We start from the raw sequence: 20,372 nt of genomic DNA, 5'->3' as shown, positions 1-20,372 counted from the left end.
TCCATCAGATGTCCAAACTTGCGCACAGATAGGCGACCATCTGTGCGATCTCTTCGCTTTCGCGATATCCGGCACGGCTCGAATTCGCGAATTCCATTGCCTTGTCCAGCCGATTGAGGAGATCCCCGACGGAGAACTCCGCCGGGTCGGCGAGATCGATCAGATTGGCCCGGAACAACTTTCCGATCTCGGTGCGCGGACTCTCGAAAATATCGCGCGATTTCCCGGTGGCAGAACGCCATGAGGACCGTTCGGTCAGCATGCTCTCCCGGAAATCCGCTTCGGAGTACTCCGGACAGGCCGAGGACAACGCACCGCGCAGCACTGTCGCGGAATGCGTTCCGGCAATCTCGCGAGCCCAGATGACATTGTTCCGGCTCGACGACACCTTGCGCCCGTTGAGTTTCAGGAAACGATTGGCCTTCAGCGCCGCGGGCAGCATCGCGGTCATGCCCGTGATCCGGGCCAGCACCGGGAACAGCACGCTGTAGTAGTAGCTGTTGTCCACACCGAAGTAGTAGGTGACCCGCAGCTCGGGGTGCCGCGACAGCTCGTCGCGCACCCGATCGGGCGTCACGTCGGCGGGCAGGCCGAGCATGCGCGCCAGCGCGTAGGCGTGCGCGAAGAAGATATCGATCCACGGATTCACCACGCGCCCCGGACCGACGGCGTATCCGTAGTCGCCGCGCATGGTCAAGGTCACCGTGTGCGCGCCCAGACGGCCGGTCAGCGCGTCGATGAACCGGTTGTCGATCGCGATCGACCGGTTCCGGTCGCGCAGCCAGGTCAGATCCTGCTCGGTGATTTCGAGGACGGTGGGCGCGGGCCCGGCCGGGAGCTCGGTGAAGACCGCGGCGCCCGACGGCTCCTCGACGGGGTGGATCATGCGCGTCACATCGAGCGGCGAACCGCAGTTCTCGCACACGTTCGCGAAGGCGTGCTGGAAGCACACCGGGCAGGTTCCGGAGACGAAGGCTTCGACAGCGCTGCGGTTCTCGTCGCTGCCCACGAATTCCGCACGGGCGACGGCACGCTCGTCAAGGAACAGCTCGTCGAGGCAGGCCGCCAGATACGCCCGGTAGGCGGGTGTGGTGTTGTCGACGCGCTGATCGAATCCGATACCGAAGCAGGCGTAGTCCCGGTCTATCTGGTCGATCATGGACCGCCGGAACTCCTCGACCTCCCGGCCCACCTCCTGCGCCTTCTTGGCGACGTAGGTCTGGTAGTTGTCGATGTGCGAACTGTGCTGTGCCCGGCCGCCGAGCAGATTGAGCAGCTTCGTGTGCAGATCGGCCCGCAGGTAGGGGCCCGCGACATGGCCGATGTGCAATCCGCCGTTCGGTGTGGGCGGTGGGGTGAAGACGATGTCGCGATACTGGTCGATCGTCACTGCCGGACCCCCTCGCTCCACCAGAAGCTGAACAGCCGGAAGGGCTCACTCCCGGTATTCGACACCGAATGCAGCTTGTCGGGCTCGAGGACGACGACATCGCCCTCGGTCAGCACCTGAGTCTCGCCCTCGACCCACACCGTGGCCTCACCGTTTATCAGATAGAGGAATTCGGTCACCGGATGCTGATGCTTCTCGATCGATTCGCCGGGGCGAATGTAGGAGACCGCCGATCCGAGTTGGGTGTGCACGGGACCGGTGGCCTTCAGGAGGTCGGTGAACCTCCGGATCATCACGGTGTATTCCGGCTTGTAATCGTTCGCGGTCTGCGGCTCGTAGCGCATACCACTCCCCTTCCGAGAATTGTTCATACTTCACAAACGAGGGCTGTGAACCGAAGTCCGGTCTAGCGTCCGGAATGCACCAGACGCGCGGCTGCGGCCCGTAATGTCTCGTCGCGCTTGCAGAATGCGAAGCGCACGAATGTGTTCCAGCGAGTCGTGTCCGCGAGTGCTGCCACGGGTATCGCGGCCGTTCCGTGCGTCACCGGCAACCGCCGGCAGAATTCGATCCCGTCACCGCCGACGTCAGCGCAGACGAAATATCCTCCGGCACTGCGCTTGACGTCGTATCCGGCCTCGCGCAGCGCCGTGGACAGCAGGGAGTACTTGTGCCACAGTGCATCCCGCTGCCCGGCCACCCAGACATCCTCGTACTCCAGGGCATACGCGACCGCCGGCTGGAAAGGCGTGGCCGGGACGAAGCTCAGATACTGCTTGGTGGCCCGCAGCGCGTCGATCAGGCGCTCGGGCGCCAATGCCCAGCCGATCTTCCAGCCGGTCACGTTGAAGGTCTTGGCGGCGCCGGACACCACGATGGTGCGCTCCCGCATGCCCGGCAGCGACGCGATCGAGGTATGCGTTCCGCCCGGGAAGACCAGCCGCTCGTAGACCTCGTCCGAAAGCACCAGAAGATCGTGCTCACACGCGATGTCGGCAATGGCGGCGAGATCGCCGGTCGACAACACCAGCCCGGTCGGATTGTGCGGCGAGTTGACGACGAGCAGGCTGGTGCGCGAGGTGACGGCGGCGCGCAGCGCGTCGAGATCCACCGCGAATCCGGCGCCGTCGGGAGTCAGGGATACGGTGCGCCGCCGTGCGCCCGCGAGCGCGACCGCCGCGGCATAGGAGTCGTAGTAGGGCTCGATCAGCACCACCTCGTCGCCGGGCTCGACGAGCGCCAGGATCGCCGCGGTCAGGGCTTCGGTCGCGCCCGCGGTCACCAGCGCCTCGCCGGACGGGTCGTAATCCGACCCGAGCCGCCGTGCGCGCTCGCCGGTGACGGCCCGCAGCAGGGCGGGATGACCGTCGGCCGGCGAATACTGATTCATGCCCTCGGCGATAGCGGATCTCGCGAGATCCAGCATGGCCTCCGGACCGTCGTAGTCGGGAAAGCCCTGCCCCAGATCGATCGCGCCCCGCGCGAGCGCCACCGCCGATATCTCGCCGAACACCGAGGAGGTGAACGGCCGCATCCGTCCCACCAGTGCTGATCTCATGGTCAGGACGCCGACTTCACGCGCTGATCGAGCAGTTCGGCGAAACGGAGCCAATCCTCGGCGCAGTTCCTGGCCAGCTCGGCCAGCGCCGAGACCGCGTGCGCGGGAAGGCTTTCCGCGATCCGGTGCCACACCTGGTCATCGGCGCCGGATGCTTCCAGCCAGCGCAACAGCGTCCGACCGGATTCGGAGAACCGCAGCGAGGGATCATTTCTCACCTGCGCGAGCGATGTCGTCCGGTCGGCGCCCCGGGTCCGGCGGAACAGCACCCGCAGCGCCGCCTGCGGCACTCCGCTCGCGGCGTGTACCTGCCTGGGCCGCAACGGATCCTCACTGCGTCCGAGGCGATCCCGGACGTCCTTGGCCGTCGCCACGGAGATGCCCGCGCTGCGTGCCACCGCACGGGAGGACAGCGCCGGATTCGCACGGAACACCTCGGCCGCGCGCAGGCGCCCCGCAGCCGGATCGACCGGGCGCACACCCCCGTCGCGTCCGATCCGGCCTTCCGGCCCGGTGAGCTCGGTGGTGGACCGGCGAATCGCCGCCACGGTCTTGTCCGACACCCCGCTCAGCGCCGCGACCGCCCGATCGGATCGCTCCGGGAAATAGGACAGGATGCGCCGGGCGGCGTTCTTGCGTTCGGCCAGCGACAGCGGCAGTCCGTGGGCGCTGTTGAGCCGCACCGCCAGCAGGAAGGCCTCCTGCTCGTCACCGTCGAAGAAGCGCACCGAGATCCGCTGCGCGCCAAGCAGTTCCGCCGCGTACAACCGGTGCATCCCGTCGATGACCCGCATGCTCGCCCGGTGCACGAGCAGCGGCGGAAGCAGCTCCGCGGATTCCGCGAGCAGCCGCACGTGCTCGTCGTTGCGCCCGCTGCGCGGTGTGTCGGCGGGCCGCAGCGCGGCGATCGCGATCTCGACCGGGTCACCGGCTCCGGCCTCGGCCGGGTCGTATTCGGCAGCGGTACCCACGTGAATCCCCTTCGCTCGGCCCGTGATTCCTTCCTCTCGAATCCAAGCCGATGTGCGATGGTGCGCGGAATACGTCCATTTGCGGATCCGCATGTATCGGAAGACACATGCGGGGCCGGGCTACCCGCGCCTGGCACCCGTCGGCCGGGGCAGGGTGCGCGCTCGGTTCACCGCGTCCAGACGTGAGACCGCGCCCAGCTTGTCGAAGATATTGCGCAGGTGCCGCTTCACGGTGCCCTCGGTAATGCCGAGCTCCACCGAAATCTGCCGATTGGTCTTGGCCCCGGCGACCAGATCGATGACCTCGAACTCCCGCAGGGTCAGCACCTCCTCGGCCGCGGACCGGTGCTCCCCGACCGGCTCCGGCGCGCCCGCGACCACCACGGCATCGCCCGAATCGGTTGCGACACTTCTGATGACGGACAGCAGATCGGCCCGGGTCGCGCTCTTGTGCACATAGCCCGCCGCACCGCCGGCCAGCAGCTCCCGGATCAGCTGGCGGTCACCGTGCATGCTCAGGATCAGCACGCGGGTCGCAGGCGACGCTTCGAACAGCGCGGCCAGCGTGACGGATACGTCCTCGCCCGGGATCTCCACATCGAGCAGGACCAGATGGGGGCGATGTCGCGCGACCAGCTTGACCCCGAGCGCCCCGCTGGACGTATCGGCGACCACGCGGAGATCGTCCTCCATGAGCAGGCTTTCGCAGAGAGCTCCGCGCAGCATGGTGTGGTCGTCGATCACCACAATGTCGATGCGGTTCACCGCGAGCCCGCCACGATCGGAACACGCAGCGAGACCTGGGTACCCTTGCGGTCGCCGGAGCAGATGGCCAGCACCCCCGACATGATCTCGGCGCGTTCGGTGATCGAGCTCAATCCGTTGTTCCGCACCACCCTGCCGGGATCGAATCCCTTGCCGTCATCCTGGACCATGGCCGAGATCTCGTACGGCGCGATGTCCACATTGACGGTCACGGTGGTGGCCTCCGCGTGCGCGATCGCGTTGCGCAGACACTCCCGCAGGATGAGGAAGACCTCGTCGATGACTTCCGGATCGGCCCAGGTCTGTACCCCGTTCACCCGAATCGCCACGGAAGGTGTTGTCAGCCGCATCGATTCGACGAACGCGGCCAGGGCGGTGCGCAGACAGCCGTCCGCCACACTGCCGCGAAGTTCCGTGGTCAGCGCCGACAGCTGGAACATCGCGTCGGTCAGCGCGGACACCGCGGCCGGAACCGCTGTCACATCGTCGGGGCGGACGGCGGCCAGTTCGATACGGCGCATGGCCAGACTGATGCTGTTGCCGATGCGATCGTGGATATCGCGCGCGAGCTTGCGGCGATCGGCGTCGATCATGGCGCGGACTTCGTTCAGCAGAAACGAATCATGGCCCTTGGCACCGGCTTCGAGACGAATGTGCACACCCCGGTTCAGGGTCGCAGCCGCCAGCTCGAGCAGTTCGAACGCGCCCGGATGCCCGCGCAGCAGTGCCGCGGCCTCCGCGAGGACGATCTCGACCAGGAGCATGCCGGCGCGCACCGAGTTGTGCGGGCGGATCCCGCGATCGCTGCGGCCCTCCGACATCCGGAAGACCGCGTTCATCGGATGATCCGGATCCACCACCCGACCGCTCTCGATCGCCGTCGCACAATCCGCGATGATCCGTTCCCCCTGTAGCGAGCATTCGGTCCAGGTCCGCTCATCGGCGGTCAGCGGACTGTCGATCGCCTGCAGTTCCTTGCGATACCGTTCGAGCAGCACCCGCCGCGCGGCCCGCAGACCCGCCGCGACGGCGGGATCCGGCGCCACACCTGTGCCTGCCCCAGCCCCCGTATCCGAATCGGCCTCACACGGAGTTCCTTCCGGCCGCCGCCACAACCCCCGGCGCTCGTCCACGCACTCCCCTACATCTTGTGCGAGCCAGCACAATTCCCTCTACCAAGGCTCCGAGCGAGGCTAGCAGGGCGGGATCACAGGGTTCGCGCCGAAGTGATCCACCTAACAGCCCGCGAGCGCGTCGCGTACCGATTCGGCGCGGATGTGCATCGACCGCACGAGAGCGGGTACGCCCTGGTCGGAGCGTCGGCTTTTCGCGGCGCCGTACCTCTGGCAAAAGGAGACGGATCATGCTCGGCCTCGGCATCATCGGTTGGATCATCATCGGCGGACTGGCCGGTTGGATCGCCAGCAAGATCATGAAGACCGACGCGCAGCAGGGCATCCTGCTCAATATCGTCGTCGGCGTCGTCGGTGGGCTGCTCGGCGGATTCCTGTTGAAACTGTTCGGTGTGGACGTCGAAGGCGGCGGCCTGTGGTTCAGCTTCTTCACCTGTCTCGGCGGCGCGGTGATCCTGCTGTTCCTGGTCAACCTGGTGACCGGACGGCGCGCCGTGCGCTGACGCGGGACCGGCCACAGCGCACACCCCATTCCCGCCTGAACGGGTTCAGGCGGGAATGGGGTCGGCCCGCTGCAGGATCGAGAGGCGGGCGGCGGCCAAAACCACCGCGCGAGGCGGGAGGCGCAGTGCCCCGGATTCGGGTTCGCTGACCCAGTGCCATTCGCTCGGGTGGTCGGAGACGGGCAGCATGATGCGGCTGCCGGGCAGCGGGATCGTCACCCCGTTGGCGTGCAGGAAACGCCGGAGTCGTTGCGGGACAGGGCGATACGGCATCGGCGGAGCGAGCAGGAAGGTCCGGCGGCGATCGCGGGGATCAGCCACCGCGGGGGTGGCGGGCAGCCAGGCCAGGCGGGCGTGCAGGCCCCGCGCCAGGGGTTCGGGAACGGTCAGCGCCTCGATCGCCGCGCCGACGGTGATCAGCGGCCGGTCGGCGAACAATTCCACCGGCAGGCCGTAGCGCGCCCGCAGCAGATGCGCTGATTCGTAAGGGGAGCAGCAGGATTCGAACATCGGGACCTCCGGGCACGCGACGATGCGGGGTATCCGGCGCCAGGGGCGCCCCGGACTGTGACAGACGCGAGAGACGGAGGGTCTGACCATGCCTTGCCCGGGAGCGCCCGTAGGAGGCGGCGTCACGACTGGCGCCGGATACGGAAAGTATTCTGCGCCTGCGAGTTTGCCGGTTCGATGACGCGCGGATGGCATTCCGGTGACCGCCGGTGACGATGTCTTGCCGATCGGCGAACGACAGGTGGTGAGGACCCTCTCGGCGCACCGGGGGCAACGGTCGGATGTGCGGTGCGAGCCGTGCCGGGGCGCGGTCACTTCTCCGCGCGGTACTCCTCGGCGGCCGGGACGAGATCACCGGGCAGGACGCGGTAGCGCCGGGGCCGCGTCGACGCGGCCTGCATGCGGGCCCACGCGCCGCGGATCGCCTCCTTCGTGGTGGGGCGGATGCGGTACAGCGCCGCGATGCCGAGCGCGCATCCGGCCGTGATGGCGAGTGCGACGACTCCGGGGGCGAGGGCGCGGGCGGGTTCGGTGGGCCGATACCAGGCCTCCGAGTAGCCGACCCGCTCGAAATCCCTGCCCCACAGGGCGACCGCGGCCGACGGTACGAACAGCACCGCCACGCACAGCGGCGGAATGGTGGGGAACAGCGGGGTGGCCGCGCCGAGGCAGTACCCGCCGACGAAGGCCACCGCGGTGCCGCTCGCCACCGCGAGCAGTGCGCCGTGCGCGCCGGTGAGCACGGTCGCGAGCGAGGCCACCGCCAGCGCGCCGGTGAGCGCGGCCGCCAGCAGCGGCAGCCCGCGGCGGTATCCGGCGAACAGGCCCACGGCGACCGCGGCCAGGAAGATCAGGATGGTCCAGTCCGGGCGCGGCACGGTGATCGGTGTACTGCCCGCCGCCGCGAACGCCACCATGAGCAGCAGCAGCATGCCGTCGCGGCCGGGCAGCACCAGCGCACCGGCGAAGGCGGCCAGCACGATCAGTACCACGCCGACGACCAGGACCGGCAGCGCGCGCCCCGAGCGGGCGAACCATTCGGAGGTGAGCAGGATGGTCGGGAAGACGAGCCCGGCCACCAGTGCGGGCCGCAGCGGAACCACATCGACCAGTTTGCGCACGGTCGCCGGCTGCCGCCGGTGAGTGAACGCGCAGGCGGCGGCCAGGACGACGAGCAGTCCGGCCACCGGGAGCGTCGGCGAATCGAGGACGAAGCGCTGGACCGCCGACAGCTGTTCCCCCGGTGCGGGCGCCGGGGTGAAGTCACCGAGCAGGACCCCGCTCATCGCGCCCAGCAGGAAGGCGCTCGCGGTGGGCCGCCGATACCAGGCCAGCGTGCCGACCGCGCCCATGAGCATGCCCGCCAGCACCGAGTCGACGTAGATCAGCACCGATTGCGATCCGATCTCGCCGCTCCACAGCACCTGGTCGACGAACAGCCCGGCCGAGACCAGGGTGGCCACCGCCCATCCGGCGGAGACGCTCATCATGACCGTGAACACCGCGCCGAGCACGACGACGAAGGCGGCGGCCATGGTCGCGCGGGGTACGTCGAAGACCACGAGTTCGACCCAGCCAGGTGCCCGGACCGTCTCGCCCACGGTGGGGTCGATCGGCACCATCACGGTCAGTCCGGCGACGGCGGCCGCCAGGCACACCGTTACCACTTCGAGCGCCTCACGCAGCCGCACTCCACCACAATGGCCCACTCGCGACATTTCGGCAATTGCATGAATGACGCGACTACCAGCACAAATAGATATCAAGCGAATAACTGGTAACCATTGCGGCTAGCGGCTTCGCGGGAAGCCGTCCCCCAGGTATCGTGCGCGCGCGGCGGTGCGCATGAGTTTGCCGCTGCTGGTCTTCGGGATCTCCCCGGGCAGGGTGAGAACCAGATCGGCGAGCGCGAGATCGTGCTCGCGCAGCACGGCCGCCCGGATGGCCGCGGCGAGGGCGGCCGGGTCGGCCGTCTCGAGGTGATCGCGGTGGATCTCCTGGACGACGATCAGGCGCTCGGGAGCGTCCACGGTGAAGGCCGTGCCGCAGCCGGGCCGCAGCGCCGGGTGGGCGGTGTGCACGGTGTGCTCGATATCGTGCGGGTAGTGGTTGCGGCCGCGGACGATGATCATGTCCTTGCGGCGGCCGGTCACGTAGAGCTCGCCGTCCACCAGCGCGCCGAGGTCGCCGGTGCGCAGGTAGCGGTGGCCGGGACGGTCCGGGCAACGCGCCCCGAAGGCGTCCGCGGTCGCGGCGGGGTTCTCCCAATACCCGTGCGCGACTTGGTCTCCCGCGATCCAGATCTCGCCGACGCGGTCCGGTGCGCAGAGCCCGCCGGTATCCGGGTCGACAATGGCCACGTCCTCGTTCGGCAGGACGCGCCCGGAGCCGACGAGGGTCCGGCTCGCGGTGTTCGCCCCGGCGGACACCACCCGGCCCGCGTGCAGGGCCTCGGTATCGATCGTCAGGGTGCGCGGTCCGGCCCCCGGCACGCTGCCGGTGACGAGCAGGGTCGCCTCGGCCAGGCCGTAGCACGGGTACAGCGCGCGACCGTCGAATCCCCGCGGCGCAAAGGTTTCCGCGAATCGAGCCAGGGTGTCGGCGCGCAACGGCTCGGCCCCGTTGTAGGCGACCCGCCAGCTGCTCAGATCGATATCCGGCACCCCCGCCAGGGCCGCGTGGTTGACGCAGGCCGCGAAGGCGAAGTCGGGGCCGCCGCTGGTGTGGGCACGGTAGCGGGCGATGGCGTGCAGCCACAGCAGCGGTTTGCGGATGAAGGTGGCGGGAGCCATGAGGACGCTGGTGGCCCCGATGTACAAGGGCTGCAGCACATTCCCGATGAGGCCCTGGTCGTGGAAGAGCGGGGTCCAGCCGACGAAGGTGGAGTGCTCGTCGTGGTCGAAGGCGTGCCGGATCATCTCCTGATTGGCGGCCAGATTGCCATGGGACACCATGACGCCCTTGGGATTCGCGGTGGAACCCGAGGTGTACTGGAGGAAGGCGAGGGCCTCCGGGGTGAGCGGTTCCGCGTCGAAACCACCGTCTCCCATGGGCAGAGCGTCCACGGCCAGCCAGCGCGCGTCCGAGCAGAGCGGATCCACCGCGGGGCGCAGGGCCTCGATCCGCTCCGCGACGGTCAGCGCGGCGGCCGGGCGGCAGTCGCGCACAATGGATTTGGTGGACTCCTGCAGCTGCCCCCGGCGCGGCGGCTGCACGGGCACCGCGAGCACTCGCGCGTACAGGCAGCCGAAGTACGCGACGATGAAGTCCAGGCTCTGCGGGAAGATCAGCAGCGCGCGATCACCCGGAACACAGTGCGCCCGAAGCACTCCGGCCACGGTGTGTGCGCGCCGGTACAGCTCGCGGTAGGTCAGCGAATCCGTCTCCGCGCCCGACTCGTCCAGGAAGATGTACGCGGTCCGGTCCGGTTCGGTTTCCGCCCGCTGCCGCAGGACGTCCGGCAGCAGGGCCGGGCGCAGCAGGGCCTCCCAGCCGGGGGCGACGGGCGGGCGGGCCGGTGTGCTGGTCATCGGGTACTCCCGCGCAGGGTGACGGGCAGCCGGTTCGGGCCGCGAAGTATGAAACTGTCGTCCTGCCAGTCGATATCGGTGCCGAGGAGGTCCACGTCGGCGGGGAGCAGCAGCTCCAGGGCGATCTCGGCCTGCAGGGTGGCCAGTGCGCCGCCGAGGCAGCCGTGCATGCCGTGGCCGAAGGCCAGGTGATCACCGGCGGTCCGGGTGATGTCGAATTCGTCCGGCCGATCGAACGCCTCGGGATCGCGGTTGGCCGCGCCCAGGCACAGCAGCACCTGATCGCCCGCGCTGATCCGCGCCCCGCCGATCTCGAGCTCGCGGGTGGCGAGCCGTTTGGTCAGCTGCAGCGGGCAGTCGTACCGCAGCGCCTCGGCGACGGCGGCGGGCACGAGCGCGGGGTCCGCCCGCAGCCGCGCGGCCTGCTCCGGATGCCGCAGCAGTGCCAGCACGGCATTGCCGATCAGGTATTTCGTGGTCTCGGTACCCGCGACGAAGCACATGACGCACAGCGCCGCCACCTCGTCGTCGGTCAGGACGCCGCCGGTGGACGCGGTGGCCAGCAGGCTGATCAGGTCATCGCCCGGGGTGGCGCGGCGCGCGACGATCAGCGGGCGCAGGGTCTCGGTGAAGGCAGCCACCGCCGCGTTGGCGCGGGCCAGATCGGCGGGCTTCATGAGGCCCGGCTCGAGCAGGAAGCGAATGTCGCGGGTCCGGGGTCCGGCCTCGGCGCGGCTGTCCTCGGGCAGGGCCATCCACTCGCAGAGCACCGCGACCGGCAGCGGCGCGGCGAAATCCGCGATGAGATCGAGGGGTTCGCCACCGTCGACCCGGCCGAGTAGCTCTTCCGCCACGCGGGTGACAGTCGGCCGCAACTCCGCGATGGCACGGGCGGTGAAGGCCCGGTTGACGAGTGCGCGCAGCCGCGCGTGCTCCGGGTTGTCGGTGAAGACGAGCGAGGTGCGCCCCAGCCGTTCGATCTGCGTCTCCGCCCGCGCGATCCGTGTTTCCCCATGCGCCACCGCGTCCATGGGCCGCGCTGCCCCGCTGGCCCCTGCCGCGTCGCCGGACCGCATCGCTTCGCGCACCTCGCCGGACCGCGCCGCCTCTGCCGCGCCTCCGGCCTGCGCTGCCTCGCCCACCCCGTCGGACCGCGAACCCGACGCGAAACGCTCTGTCTGCGTACTGATCTGGCTGGGGATCAGTGCCGCGCTGAACGAGCGGTCGTGCAGGACCGCGCGTACGTCGGCGTGGTGGGTGAGCACCCACATGCCGAGGGTCTTGTGCACCGGCTGTTCCTCGCGGAGCTGGCGGTAGTGCGGGTACGGGTCACGCCGGAAGCCGGATCCGAAGGGACGGAACGTGATCGGTGCGGGCGGATCCTCACCCGCGTCGCCAGGTCGCCGGGGCTCGGCGGCCGGCCGCTGACTGTGTGCGGTGGTGCTCATCGCGTGCCCCCGCGATCGAAATGCCCACGGCCGTAGGGTGTGAGCACGAGGCGGAGCAGGCCGATCTTGCCCATCCGGAAGCCGAGCGCGGACATGCGCAGGTAGCGCAGGTAGCGGTCGACGACGTCGCCGCCGACCAGGGCGGTGGCGGCCGCGCGCTCGCGGCGCAGCCGGGCCGCCCATTGCTCGCAGGTCCAGGCGTAGTCGAGACGCCCGTTGGACAGCGCGCGCACCTCGAAGACGCCCTCGGCCGCCGCCGTGATCTCGGCGAAGGTGGGCAGGTCGGCGTCCGGGAAGATCTCCTGCTGGATGAACGAATTCGCCTGCCCCGGATCCATATCGGCGTAGCAGATGGTCTGCAGCGACAGTGCGCCGTCGTCGGTCAGCCACTCCCGGCAGCGTTCGAAGAAGTGGGTGTACACCCGGATCTTCACGGCGGGCGAGTCGTCGGGCCGGGCGAAGTGTTCGAAGGCCCCGATGGAGATGATGCCGTCGAAGCGGGTGTCCGGCTGGTAGTGCATCCAGTTCTCGGTGCGCACCTCCACGCCCGGATATGCCGCGGCCCGGATGAATTCGGCCTGCTGCGGGCTGAGGGTGAGCCCGACGGCGCGGGCCACCCGATGGTCGGCGGACAGCCGCCGCAGGATCGATCCCCACCCGCAGCCGATATCGAGTACGGCCCGCGCGCTCTCGGCTCCGATGGCGTCGCAGTGGTACCGCAGTTTGCGGTCCTGCGCGATGTCCAGTGTGTCGGTGTCGTTTTCCCGGATCGCGCACGAGTAGGTCAGCGACGGGTCCAGCCACAGCCGGTAGAACTCGGTGTCGACGTCGTAGTGGTGCCGGATCGCCGCCGCGGCCGATTCCGCGCGATCATCGGTGGCCGAGGTCATGGCCGGGCCACGGTCCCGGCGTTGGCCCGCACGTAATCCGCGACGGCGTTCAGCGTCGGATGCCGGTACAGCTCCTCGGGCGACAGTCGACCCCGTAGCGTTCCTCGACCTCCATCAGCAGGGCGACGGCCACCGCCGAATCCACGCCGAGCTTGTCGAAATCCAGGGTGGGGTCGATCTCCGCGGCCGGTACCTCGAGCAGGTTGCCCAGGTACTCCCGGCACCAGGTGGCGATGGCTTCTTTGCTGGTATCCATGGTTGTTCTCCCTATGCGTCCGGTGCAGCGCTGTACCGCTGCCGAATTCGCCTGGATTCGATGCGGGCCTCGCCGGGAACCTTGAGATCCCAGGCGAGTCCGAGCAGGGCGAGCGTCTTGATCAGCCAGTAGCCGGGGTCGAGCCGGTACCACTGCAATCCGAAGGACGGCGATTCCGGGAAGGCGTGATGGTTGTTGTGCCAGGCCTCGCCGAAGGTGAGCAGCGCGAAGATGCCGCCGTTGTGACTGTTCTCGCGGGATTCGTAGGGCCGGGTGCCGAACATGTGCAGGAACGAATTGATCGCCCACACAATGTGTTCCAGCACGAAGATGCGCACCAGGCCGCCCCAGAGCAGCCCGCTCACGGCACCGGTCCAGCTCAGCGTGACGAGGCCGCCGATGACGGCCGGAACGACGAGCCCGAGGGTGACCCACCAGTAGTACAGTCGCGAAATCCGCACCAGACTGCGGTCTTTCAGCAGATCGGGCGCGTAGTGCACGACGTTGGGATATTCGTGCCGTCGCATCCACAGGTAGTGCGAGTGCGCCAGGCCGCGCACCGCGCCCCGCCAGCCGGGTCCGTGCAGGTTGGGCGAGTGCGGATCGCCTTCGCGGTCGCTGAATTCGTGGTGCCGCCGGTGCAGCGCCACCCAGGAGATGGCGGGCCCCTGACAGGCCATGGAGCCGGCGATGGCCAGCATGCCGGTCACCCAGGGCGTCGCCTTGAAGGTGCGGTGTGTCAGCTGCCGGTGGTAGCCGGTGGTCACGCCGAGTCCGGTCACCACCCACATGCCGAACAGCAGGCCGAATTCGAGCGGGCCGAACGGCCGCACGAAGAGAAATCCGACGGCGGCGACGACCCCGAAGATCGGCAGCACGTCGAAGAGCACGAAATGCCGCATCTGCAGCCGGTGGATATAGGGATTGCTGATGGTCTTCGCGGTCATCTCACCCGAACTCCTCACGGTTTCGAAATCGAGTGCACCGCAAGGCTATCCAGGGGAAACCCCGGCCCGGCCGATCGATTGCCCATCGCAATGGGTCGATTCGGCCGGGGGCGGGGGCTAGCGTTTCGCGAGGTTCTCCAGGCGCGCCTCGATGGCCTCGACGGCGGTTCCCGCACCGTCCTCCCGCACGATCCGTGAGGCCAGGGCGGCGGCGCGGTCTCGATAGGAGTCGTCGGTGGTGAGGGCGCGCAGGGCATTCAGCAGTGCGTCCACCGACAGCTTCGCGAGCGGGATGGTGGCGGGACTGACGCCGAGGTCGCGCATGCGCCGCGCCCAGAAGCCCTGGTCGGCCTGCCCGGGTACCGCGGCGAAGGGGACGCCCGCGCGCAGACTGGCCGACGTCGTTCCGGCCCCGGCGTGGTGGATGGCCGCCGAGATGCGCGGGAACAGCCAGTCGTAGGGCACGCTGCCGATGGTGTGGACGTTGTCGCCGCCGACATCCAGCTGCATCCACCCGGCCTGCACCAGCGCGCGGCCGCCGTAGCGGCGCAGCGCCTCGTCGACGATCGCCGAGAATTCCGCCTGCCGCGAGATGCCCTCGGTGGTGCTGCCGAAGCCGATGAAAACCGGCGGCGGTCCGGCGGCGAGGAAGTCCACCAGGTCGGCGGGCGGCTCCCAGTCGTCCGGGCGCGGCGGCCACCAGTATCCGGTGACCTCCAGACCGGCCCGCCAGTCCAGCGGACGCGGTGACACGCTCGGTGAATAGCCGTGCAGCACAAGCCATTGCGAGTCGGTGCGCTGTCGGCGCAGTTCCCGGGCGGAGCGCTTGGGCAGGCCCAGATCCCGCCGGAACTCCGCGACGGGTTTGCGGTACAGGGTGTCGAAGAACCACGCGCCGAAATCGGCGGCGAGCCGGTTGCCCAGGCCGCCGAAGTCGTTGCCGCCGTAGAGGCTCGGCGGATGCTGCGCCGTCGCCGAGAGCGGGAACAGCCGCAATCCGATGGCCGGGATGCCCTTGGCCTCGGCGAGCTGGAGGCCCGCGTATTCGGTGATCGGGCTGAGCAGCAGCGCGTCGGCGGGTTCGTCGGCCAGCGCGTCCAGCAGGCCGTTGCCCAGGAACCGCTGCCCCACCGGCCAGGTGAGCTTGTCCGCCTCGACGACGTCGTGACCGCTGAGGTCGAGTCCGAAGGGATCGGACATATCACCCTGGATATCCAGGCCCATGAGCCGGAAGTCGAGACCGGCTTCGGTGACCAGGTCGCGGAAGAGGCAGTGCGCGGCCACCACCACCTCGTGCCCGGCATCCCGCAGTCGCAGGGCCACATCCAGCAGCGGCGCGACATCACCGCGCGTGCCCATGGCGGCTATGACCAGTCTGCTCACGACAACTCCTCTGCTGGACGCACTCCCGCGCATCCCGGCGCGGCACCGAACCCGGTCACGGCTGTCCTCCCGCCAGGCGGGCCTCGATCGCCTTCACGGCGTGGCCGACGCCGTCCTCGGCGGCGAGGCGCGCCGCGAGCCGGATGGCGTTGTCGCGCAACGTGGTATCGGTGACGGCGCGGTGGATCGCGGCGGCGAGGCGATCCACGGTGAGCTTGCCGTGCGGAATGGTCGCGGCGCTGACGCCGAGATCGAGCAGCCGCTGCGCCCAGAACGGCTGATCCGAATAGACGGGCGCGCCGACGGCGGGCACGCCCGCGCGCAGACCGGCGGCGACGGTTCCCGCACCGCAGTGGTGCACCACCGCGGACACCTGCGGGAACAGCCAGTCGTGCGGGACCTCGTCGACGGTCAGGACATCGTCCCCGGCGACATCCAGTCGCAGCCAACCGGATTGGACGATGCCGCGCACCCCGGCCCGGCGCAGTGCCGCGCCCACCATCGTGGACACCTCGGCGCTGCGGGCCGAGCTGTCCACGATGCTGCCGAAGCCGAGGAAGACCGGGGGCGGACCGGCGGCCAGAAATTCGACCAGTTCGGCGGACGGTTCCCAGCCGACCGGGCGGGGCGGCCACCAGTAGCCGGTCACCTCGAGACCGGGCCGCCAGTCGGCCGGACGCGGCAGGATCTCCGGTGAATAGCCGTGCAGGACCAGCCAATCCGATTCGGTGCGGCGACGGCGCAGCTCTCGCGACGAGACCTCGGGCAGCCCCAGGTCCCGCCGGAATCCGGCGACCACATCGGCGTAGATGCGGTCCACCAGCCACGTCCCGGCCTCGGCGGCGAACCGATTGCCCGCCGCACCGAACGAGCGCGCGCCCATCATGGCGGGCGGATGCGCGGCGGTGGCGGACATGGGCTGGAAGCGCAGCCCGATGGCCGGAATGTCCCGGCTCTCCGCGAGCTGGAAGCCGGCGATCTCGGTGAGCTGTCCGAGCAGCAGCGCATCGGCGGGCACCTCGCGCAGGGTGTCGATCAGCCCCTGTCCCATGGCCCGCACCCCGCGTGGCGAGGCGATGGTCCACTCGACCTTGCGCTTGTCGGTGACGTTCGGATCGGTCATGTCGATGTCGAGATTGGTGGGCATCGGCAGGAATTCGAACCCGCAGCCGGTGACCAGGTCGGCGAAGAAATCGTGCGCGGCCACGCTGACCTCGTGTCCGGCATCGCGCAGCCCGGCCCCGAGACCGAGCAGCGGGGCGAGATCGCCCCGGCTGCCGATGACGGCGATGACCAGCCGGCTCATCCGATCTCCACCGTCTCGATGACGGCCCGCCAGCGCGCCACGATCTCGCCGACGCATTCCTCACCGAGACCGCCCGTCGGCGAATGCACCGAATAGTGCACCTGCTCAACGCCTTCCGGCTTGCTGGTGCCGAGGAACAGGCTCAGGTCGAACATGGTCAGCCGGGCCTGCTCGCGCGAGTGCGCGCCCGGAATCCACACGCCCACGTCACCGAGGAAGTTGAAGTAGAACTTCGGGAAGTTGAATGTCGTGAAATGCGGCCAGCTTTCGGGATGATGCCAGCACAGCAGGGAGAAGTCCTCCGGATGGGCCGGATAGGTCGCGATGGCGTCGCGCAGGCGCGCGCCGAGCGTGCCCGCCACCGGGCGCACCAGCCAGGGGTAGTCGTCGGAGAGCCAGGCCACCGTATGCGACAGGTCGGTGCCGGGTCGCAGGCGGCTGTAGCGGCCGTGCTTCTGCACCTGGATGGGCCGGGCCACCCCGGTCACGTCCTCGATGGCCAAACCCAGTGAGACGAGCAGGATCCGGGTGTAGCTGGCATCGAAGGCGGCGGGCAGCTCCGTGAGCAGCCGGTGCGCGAGCACGCCGTCCATGACGCCGTCGAGATGCACGGAATCCGGTGTGGCCGCACGGCCGGTCAGCAGGTTCGGCTCGGAATCGCTTGCCGCCAGCCAGTAGTCGAGCTCCCCGGCGCGGCTCGGCGCGAGTCCGTCCAGGAATTCCGCCCACTCCGACCCGGTGACGGCCTCGGGTGTGAGAGAGATCGGTTCGCCCGCTTCCCACTGCCGCACATAGGTGGCGACGTCATCCCACAGCACCCACATGGCGACACCGTCGATGGCGATGTGGTGGGCGGTGAGCAGCAGGATGTTCACGTCGTAGGAGCGGGTGAGCAGGACCGCCGTCACGATTTTCCCGGCGGGCGGATCCAGCCGCAGATTGCTCTTGACCGACTCCTCCTCGATCAGCGCGGGGAACTCGTTGTGATCGAGGGTCTCGATATCGATGGCACGCACGTCGACGCGCTCCGCGTCGACGACACCGCCGGATTCGGGTTCGATGAGGCAGGCCGCCCGTTCACCGTAGGTGTACCGGCTGCGCAAGGCCTCGTGGTTGTCGATCAGGGCGTTGACCAGCCGCCTCGCGTCCTCGAGACCCATGCCGACGGGCACCGGGCAGGGGATGGTGATGCCGAAACCCGCCGGATTGGCGTCCCAGGTGAGGAATCTCTTGGCGGCGGCCGTCAGCCGTCCCGGGCGAAGCTCTGTCATGCGTGTCCTCGAAATCAGAAGGGGGTGATGTTGAACGGGCGGCGCGCCGGGGCCAGCGCGGCGTCCAGGGCGGTCAGCGCGCCGGGGGTGAGCTCCTCGACGCGTCCGGCCCGATGCAGTTCCAGCGGGGTGTGCGCACCGAAGTAGATGCTCGACAGTTCGACCGGACCGAACCGCAGATCCGGGCGAGCGCCCTCGGGCGCGGGACGCCAACTCCCCTGCCCCGCGGACACTTCGAGGGTGAACAGGCCAGGCATCAGGCCGTACGGGTCGGCGATCTCGACGACGCCGTGGAAGTCGGCCCGGTAGTCCCGTCGTTGGAAAGCATTGGCCGGGTTGAGAATCCACATCCACACGCCGGGGTCGACGGCGGTGACGGCCGCCGCGCGCGGGTCCTCCAGCAGCAGCGGCGTGGGATCGTCGGCGGCGGTGTCCAGCAGGATCTCGGTGTACTCGCCGTGGCCGAGCAGACAGCACAGCAGTTCCCGGTGCGCGGCGACGGTCACCGCGCAGAAGTCGTGCACCAGCACCGTTTTGCCGACCAGGTCGTAGAGCACGTACCCGTCCGGATGGACGATCGCGAAGGAGTCGTCGTCATAGGTGGCGGGCCAGTAGTGCTCGCCGCGACTGAGCGCACCCGGCGTCGCGTGCTGCCAGCGGTCGTAGATCTCGCGCATCAGCGGCCGCGCCGCGCCCGGCCGCATCTCCCGGGCCTGCGCCGTGTCGTCCACTCGGACAAGCAGTTTCGCGCGTGCACGATCGATGCGCAGGCGGCGGGTGTGGCCCGCGACGCCGACATAGCTGTAGGTCGCGCCCGGACCGGGCATGGCGGCGAAGACGTCCGCACCGGCCGCCATCGCGATGGTCATGCACTCGGCCTGGAGTTTGGCGTAGAGGCCGCGCTTCTGATGGGTTGTCACGACCAGGGCCTGGGCGCAGGCCGCGACCCGCAACTGTGCGCCGCCGGGGGCGGACACCGTCATGCGCAGCACCGCCATGGTGCCGGCCACAAAGGGAGCGTCGGGGTCCGAGACGTCCTCGGCCACCACGAGATCCTCGAGCAGGAACTGCCGCTTCCAGGCATCGACGTCCTTGGCGCGGACGCCGCCGAAGGCGCGCTGGTAGCAGTCGTACAGGGTGTCCCAGTCGTCCTCGCGGGCGCGGCGCAGGCGGATGTCGTCCACGGCCCGCTGCTCCCAGCGGGTCATCAGATCGGAAGTGGTCACAGGGCAACGTCTTTCGTGAGGAGGGCGGGCGAGTGGGCGCGCACTTTGTCCAGCGCGGTCAGGATGTCGTCGATATCGGCGGGCTCGCCGAGCAGCACGCTGTGGTGCAGCAGCAGGGTGTGCGCGCGGTAGTGGTCGGCTCCGCCGAAGTCGCGGCCGGTCATCCGGTCCACCGACGCGGCGGGCAGGCGCGCGAAGCGCGGTTTGGTGTGGGGCCGCAGCAGCAGGCTGCGGTGCAGGGGATCTCGCGGTGGATAGACCCGGGTGCCGAGTTCGGCGGTCAGTGCGGCCGCCACCGCTTCGATCGGCGCGGCACCGAAAGTGCCCGGCTGGAAACGGATTCCGTACTCGTATACGGCGCGCCGGTCGACCTGGCGGGGCACGGGGATCGGGGCCAGACCGGGTACGGCCGCCAATCCGGCCTCGAGTTCCTTGGCCCGGCGCTCCCGGTGCTCGTGCTGGGCATCGAGCCGGGGCAACTGGTCCAGCAGCACCGCCGCCGTCATTTCCGGCATGCAGTAGTTCGCGCCCATGATGTCGCCGCGTTCGACCAGCTCGTATTCACCCGGTCCGGGAGCGTCGGCGGTGTAGCCGCGAGAATCCGCGCGCAACAACAGCATTCGCTGATACAGGTGCTGCCGGTCGGTGATCACCGCGCCGCCCTCGCCGCCCGCCAGCGTCTTGGCCGCGCCGAGGCTGAACACCCCGGCGCATCCGACGGTGCCGACCGCACGCCCGGCCCACCGCGCCCCGTGCGCCTGTGAGCAGTCCTCGATCAGGGCGATCCCGGCCGCGTCGGCGACCGCGCCCACCTCGTCCAGATCGACCGTGGTGCAGGCCAGATGGACCGCGATCACCGCCCGCGTCCGCGCCGAGAGCCCGCCCCGCACGGATTCGCCCGTGAGACAGCCGGATTCGGGATGCACATCCACCAGCACCGGAATCGCGCCGACCCGCAGCACCGCCGTGGCGGGGGCCACCCAGGTGAGCGCGGGCACGATCACCTCGTCCCCGGGCCCGACGCCCAGGGCCTCCAGGGCGATCACCAGCGCACTGGACCCGTGGTCCACGCTCACCCCGTAGGCCGCGCCGTTGTAGCGCGCGAACGCCTCGCCGAACAGCCGCTCCCGCGATTTGCCGCCGTCGCGTCCGGGCCAGGTCACCGACCAGCGATCGGATCGCAAGGCCGCCAGCACCTCTCGTTCGGTGCGGTCGTCGTAGTGCGGCCAGCGCGGCCAGGGCGCGTCACCCCGGACCGGAGCGCCGCCGTGCAGAGCCAGCATCG

At 69.4% G+C, this 20,372-nt stretch carries 19 protein-coding genes; 1 reads left to right on the top strand and 18 read right to left on the bottom strand.

The annotated features are described in order from the left end of the window. Positions 1-4: 4 nt before the first annotated feature. The 6 genes from JK358_RS28300 to JK358_RS40450 all read right to left on the bottom strand — a co-directional run bounded on the left by JK358_RS28300 (position 5) and on the right by JK358_RS40450 (position 5,730). Positions 5-1,390, bottom strand: a complete 1,386-nt coding sequence (locus JK358_RS28300; RefSeq protein WP_201953388.1) for a class I tRNA ligase family protein — start codon at positions 1,388-1,390, stop codon at positions 5-7. Next, positions 1,387-1,734, bottom strand: coding sequence for a cupin domain-containing protein (locus tag JK358_RS28295; RefSeq protein WP_201953385.1), 348 nt, complete (start codon positions 1,732-1,734; stop codon positions 1,387-1,389). The genes JK358_RS28300 and JK358_RS28295 overlap by 4 nt, the downstream gene beginning before the upstream one ends. A gap of 62 nt (positions 1,735-1,796) precedes the next feature. Continuing rightward, positions 1,797-2,948, bottom strand: coding sequence for an aminotransferase class I/II-fold pyridoxal phosphate-dependent enzyme (locus tag JK358_RS28290; protein ID WP_201953383.1), 1,152 nt, complete (start codon positions 2,946-2,948; stop codon positions 1,797-1,799). Positions 2,949-2,950: 2 nt separating this feature from the next. Continuing rightward, the gene (locus JK358_RS28285) at positions 2,951-3,919 is read right to left on the bottom strand and encodes a ParB/RepB/Spo0J family partition protein (RefSeq protein WP_201953380.1); all 969 of its coding nucleotides are present in this window, start codon (positions 3,917-3,919) and stop codon (positions 2,951-2,953) included. A 120-nt stretch (positions 3,920-4,039) separates the two neighbouring features. After that, positions 4,040-4,684 (bottom strand): response regulator, encoded by a 645-nt coding sequence (locus JK358_RS28280; RefSeq protein WP_201953377.1) that lies wholly within the window; start codon positions 4,682-4,684, stop codon positions 4,040-4,042. Then, complete coding sequence (locus JK358_RS40450; RefSeq protein ID WP_201953374.1) at positions 4,681-5,730, bottom strand: sensor histidine kinase; 1,050 nt, start codon at positions 5,728-5,730, stop codon at positions 4,681-4,683. The genes JK358_RS28280 and JK358_RS40450 overlap by 4 nt, the downstream gene beginning before the upstream one ends. A gap of 317 nt (positions 5,731-6,047) precedes the next feature. Between JK358_RS40450 and JK358_RS28270 the strand changes: the two genes are divergently transcribed. Then, complete coding sequence (locus JK358_RS28270; protein ID WP_201953371.1) at positions 6,048-6,320, top strand: GlsB/YeaQ/YmgE family stress response membrane protein; 273 nt, start codon at positions 6,048-6,050, stop codon at positions 6,318-6,320. A gap of 45 nt (positions 6,321-6,365) precedes the next feature. On the opposite strand, the gene JK358_RS28265 is transcribed toward JK358_RS28270, so the two are convergent. The 12 genes from JK358_RS28265 to JK358_RS28210 all read right to left on the bottom strand — a co-directional run bounded on the left by JK358_RS28265 (position 6,366) and on the right by JK358_RS28210 (position 20,370). Next, a complete protein-coding gene (locus tag JK358_RS28265; protein WP_201953368.1) occupies positions 6,366-6,830 on the bottom strand; it encodes a hypothetical protein in 465 nt (154 codons plus the stop codon). Between the two features lie 311 nt (positions 6,831-7,141). Next, the gene (locus JK358_RS28260; protein WP_201953364.1) at positions 7,142-8,521 is read right to left on the bottom strand and encodes a hypothetical protein; all 1,380 of its coding nucleotides are present in this window, start codon (positions 8,519-8,521) and stop codon (positions 7,142-7,144) included. A 99-nt stretch (positions 8,522-8,620) separates the two neighbouring features. Then, complete coding sequence (locus JK358_RS28255) at positions 8,621-10,360, bottom strand: fatty acyl-AMP ligase (RefSeq protein ID WP_201953361.1); 1,740 nt, start codon at positions 10,358-10,360, stop codon at positions 8,621-8,623. Continuing rightward, entirely contained in the window at positions 10,357-11,808 is a 1,452-nt protein-coding gene (locus tag JK358_RS28250) for a cytochrome P450 (protein ID WP_232852024.1), read from the bottom strand. The genes JK358_RS28255 and JK358_RS28250 overlap by 4 nt, the downstream gene beginning before the upstream one ends. Then, positions 11,805-12,698, bottom strand: coding sequence for an SAM-dependent methyltransferase (locus JK358_RS28245; RefSeq protein WP_201953357.1), 894 nt, complete (start codon positions 12,696-12,698; stop codon positions 11,805-11,807). Before JK358_RS28245 ends, JK358_RS28250 begins: the two co-directional genes overlap by 4 nt. 49 nt (positions 12,699-12,747) lie before the next feature. Then, entirely contained in the window at positions 12,748-12,954 is a 207-nt protein-coding gene (locus tag JK358_RS28240) for an acyl carrier protein (RefSeq protein WP_232852023.1), read from the bottom strand. Between the two features lie 11 nt (positions 12,955-12,965). Further along, complete coding sequence (locus tag JK358_RS28235; RefSeq protein WP_201953353.1) at positions 12,966-13,901, bottom strand: acyl-CoA desaturase; 936 nt, start codon at positions 13,899-13,901, stop codon at positions 12,966-12,968. A 117-nt stretch (positions 13,902-14,018) separates the two neighbouring features. Next, entirely contained in the window at positions 14,019-15,284 is a 1,266-nt protein-coding gene (locus JK358_RS28230; protein ID WP_201953350.1) for a glycosyltransferase, read from the bottom strand. 55 nt (positions 15,285-15,339) lie between these two features. Further along, complete coding sequence (locus JK358_RS28225; RefSeq protein ID WP_201953347.1) at positions 15,340-16,590, bottom strand: glycosyltransferase; 1,251 nt, start codon at positions 16,588-16,590, stop codon at positions 15,340-15,342. After that, the gene (locus JK358_RS28220; RefSeq protein WP_201953344.1) at positions 16,587-17,861 is read right to left on the bottom strand and encodes a condensation domain-containing protein; all 1,275 of its coding nucleotides are present in this window, start codon (positions 17,859-17,861) and stop codon (positions 16,587-16,589) included. The genes JK358_RS28225 and JK358_RS28220 overlap by 4 nt, the downstream gene beginning before the upstream one ends. 14 nt (positions 17,862-17,875) lie before the next feature. Next, on the bottom strand, positions 17,876-19,087 hold the full coding sequence (locus JK358_RS28215) for a GNAT family N-acetyltransferase (protein WP_201953341.1): 1,212 nt from the start codon (positions 19,085-19,087) through the stop codon (positions 17,876-17,878). Next, positions 19,084-20,370 (bottom strand): DegT/DnrJ/EryC1/StrS family aminotransferase, encoded by a 1,287-nt coding sequence (locus tag JK358_RS28210; RefSeq protein ID WP_201953337.1) that lies wholly within the window; start codon positions 20,368-20,370, stop codon positions 19,084-19,086. The genes JK358_RS28215 and JK358_RS28210 overlap by 4 nt, the downstream gene beginning before the upstream one ends. Positions 20,371-20,372: the final 2 nt, after the last annotated feature.

It is taken from the genome of Nocardia acididurans (assembly GCF_016741815.1).
Classification (GTDB): domain Bacteria; phylum Actinomycetota; class Actinomycetes; order Mycobacteriales; family Mycobacteriaceae; genus Nocardia; species Nocardia acididurans.
Note: the sequence above shows the minus strand (reverse complement) of the source record. Positions and strands in the feature narration are given on the sequence as shown.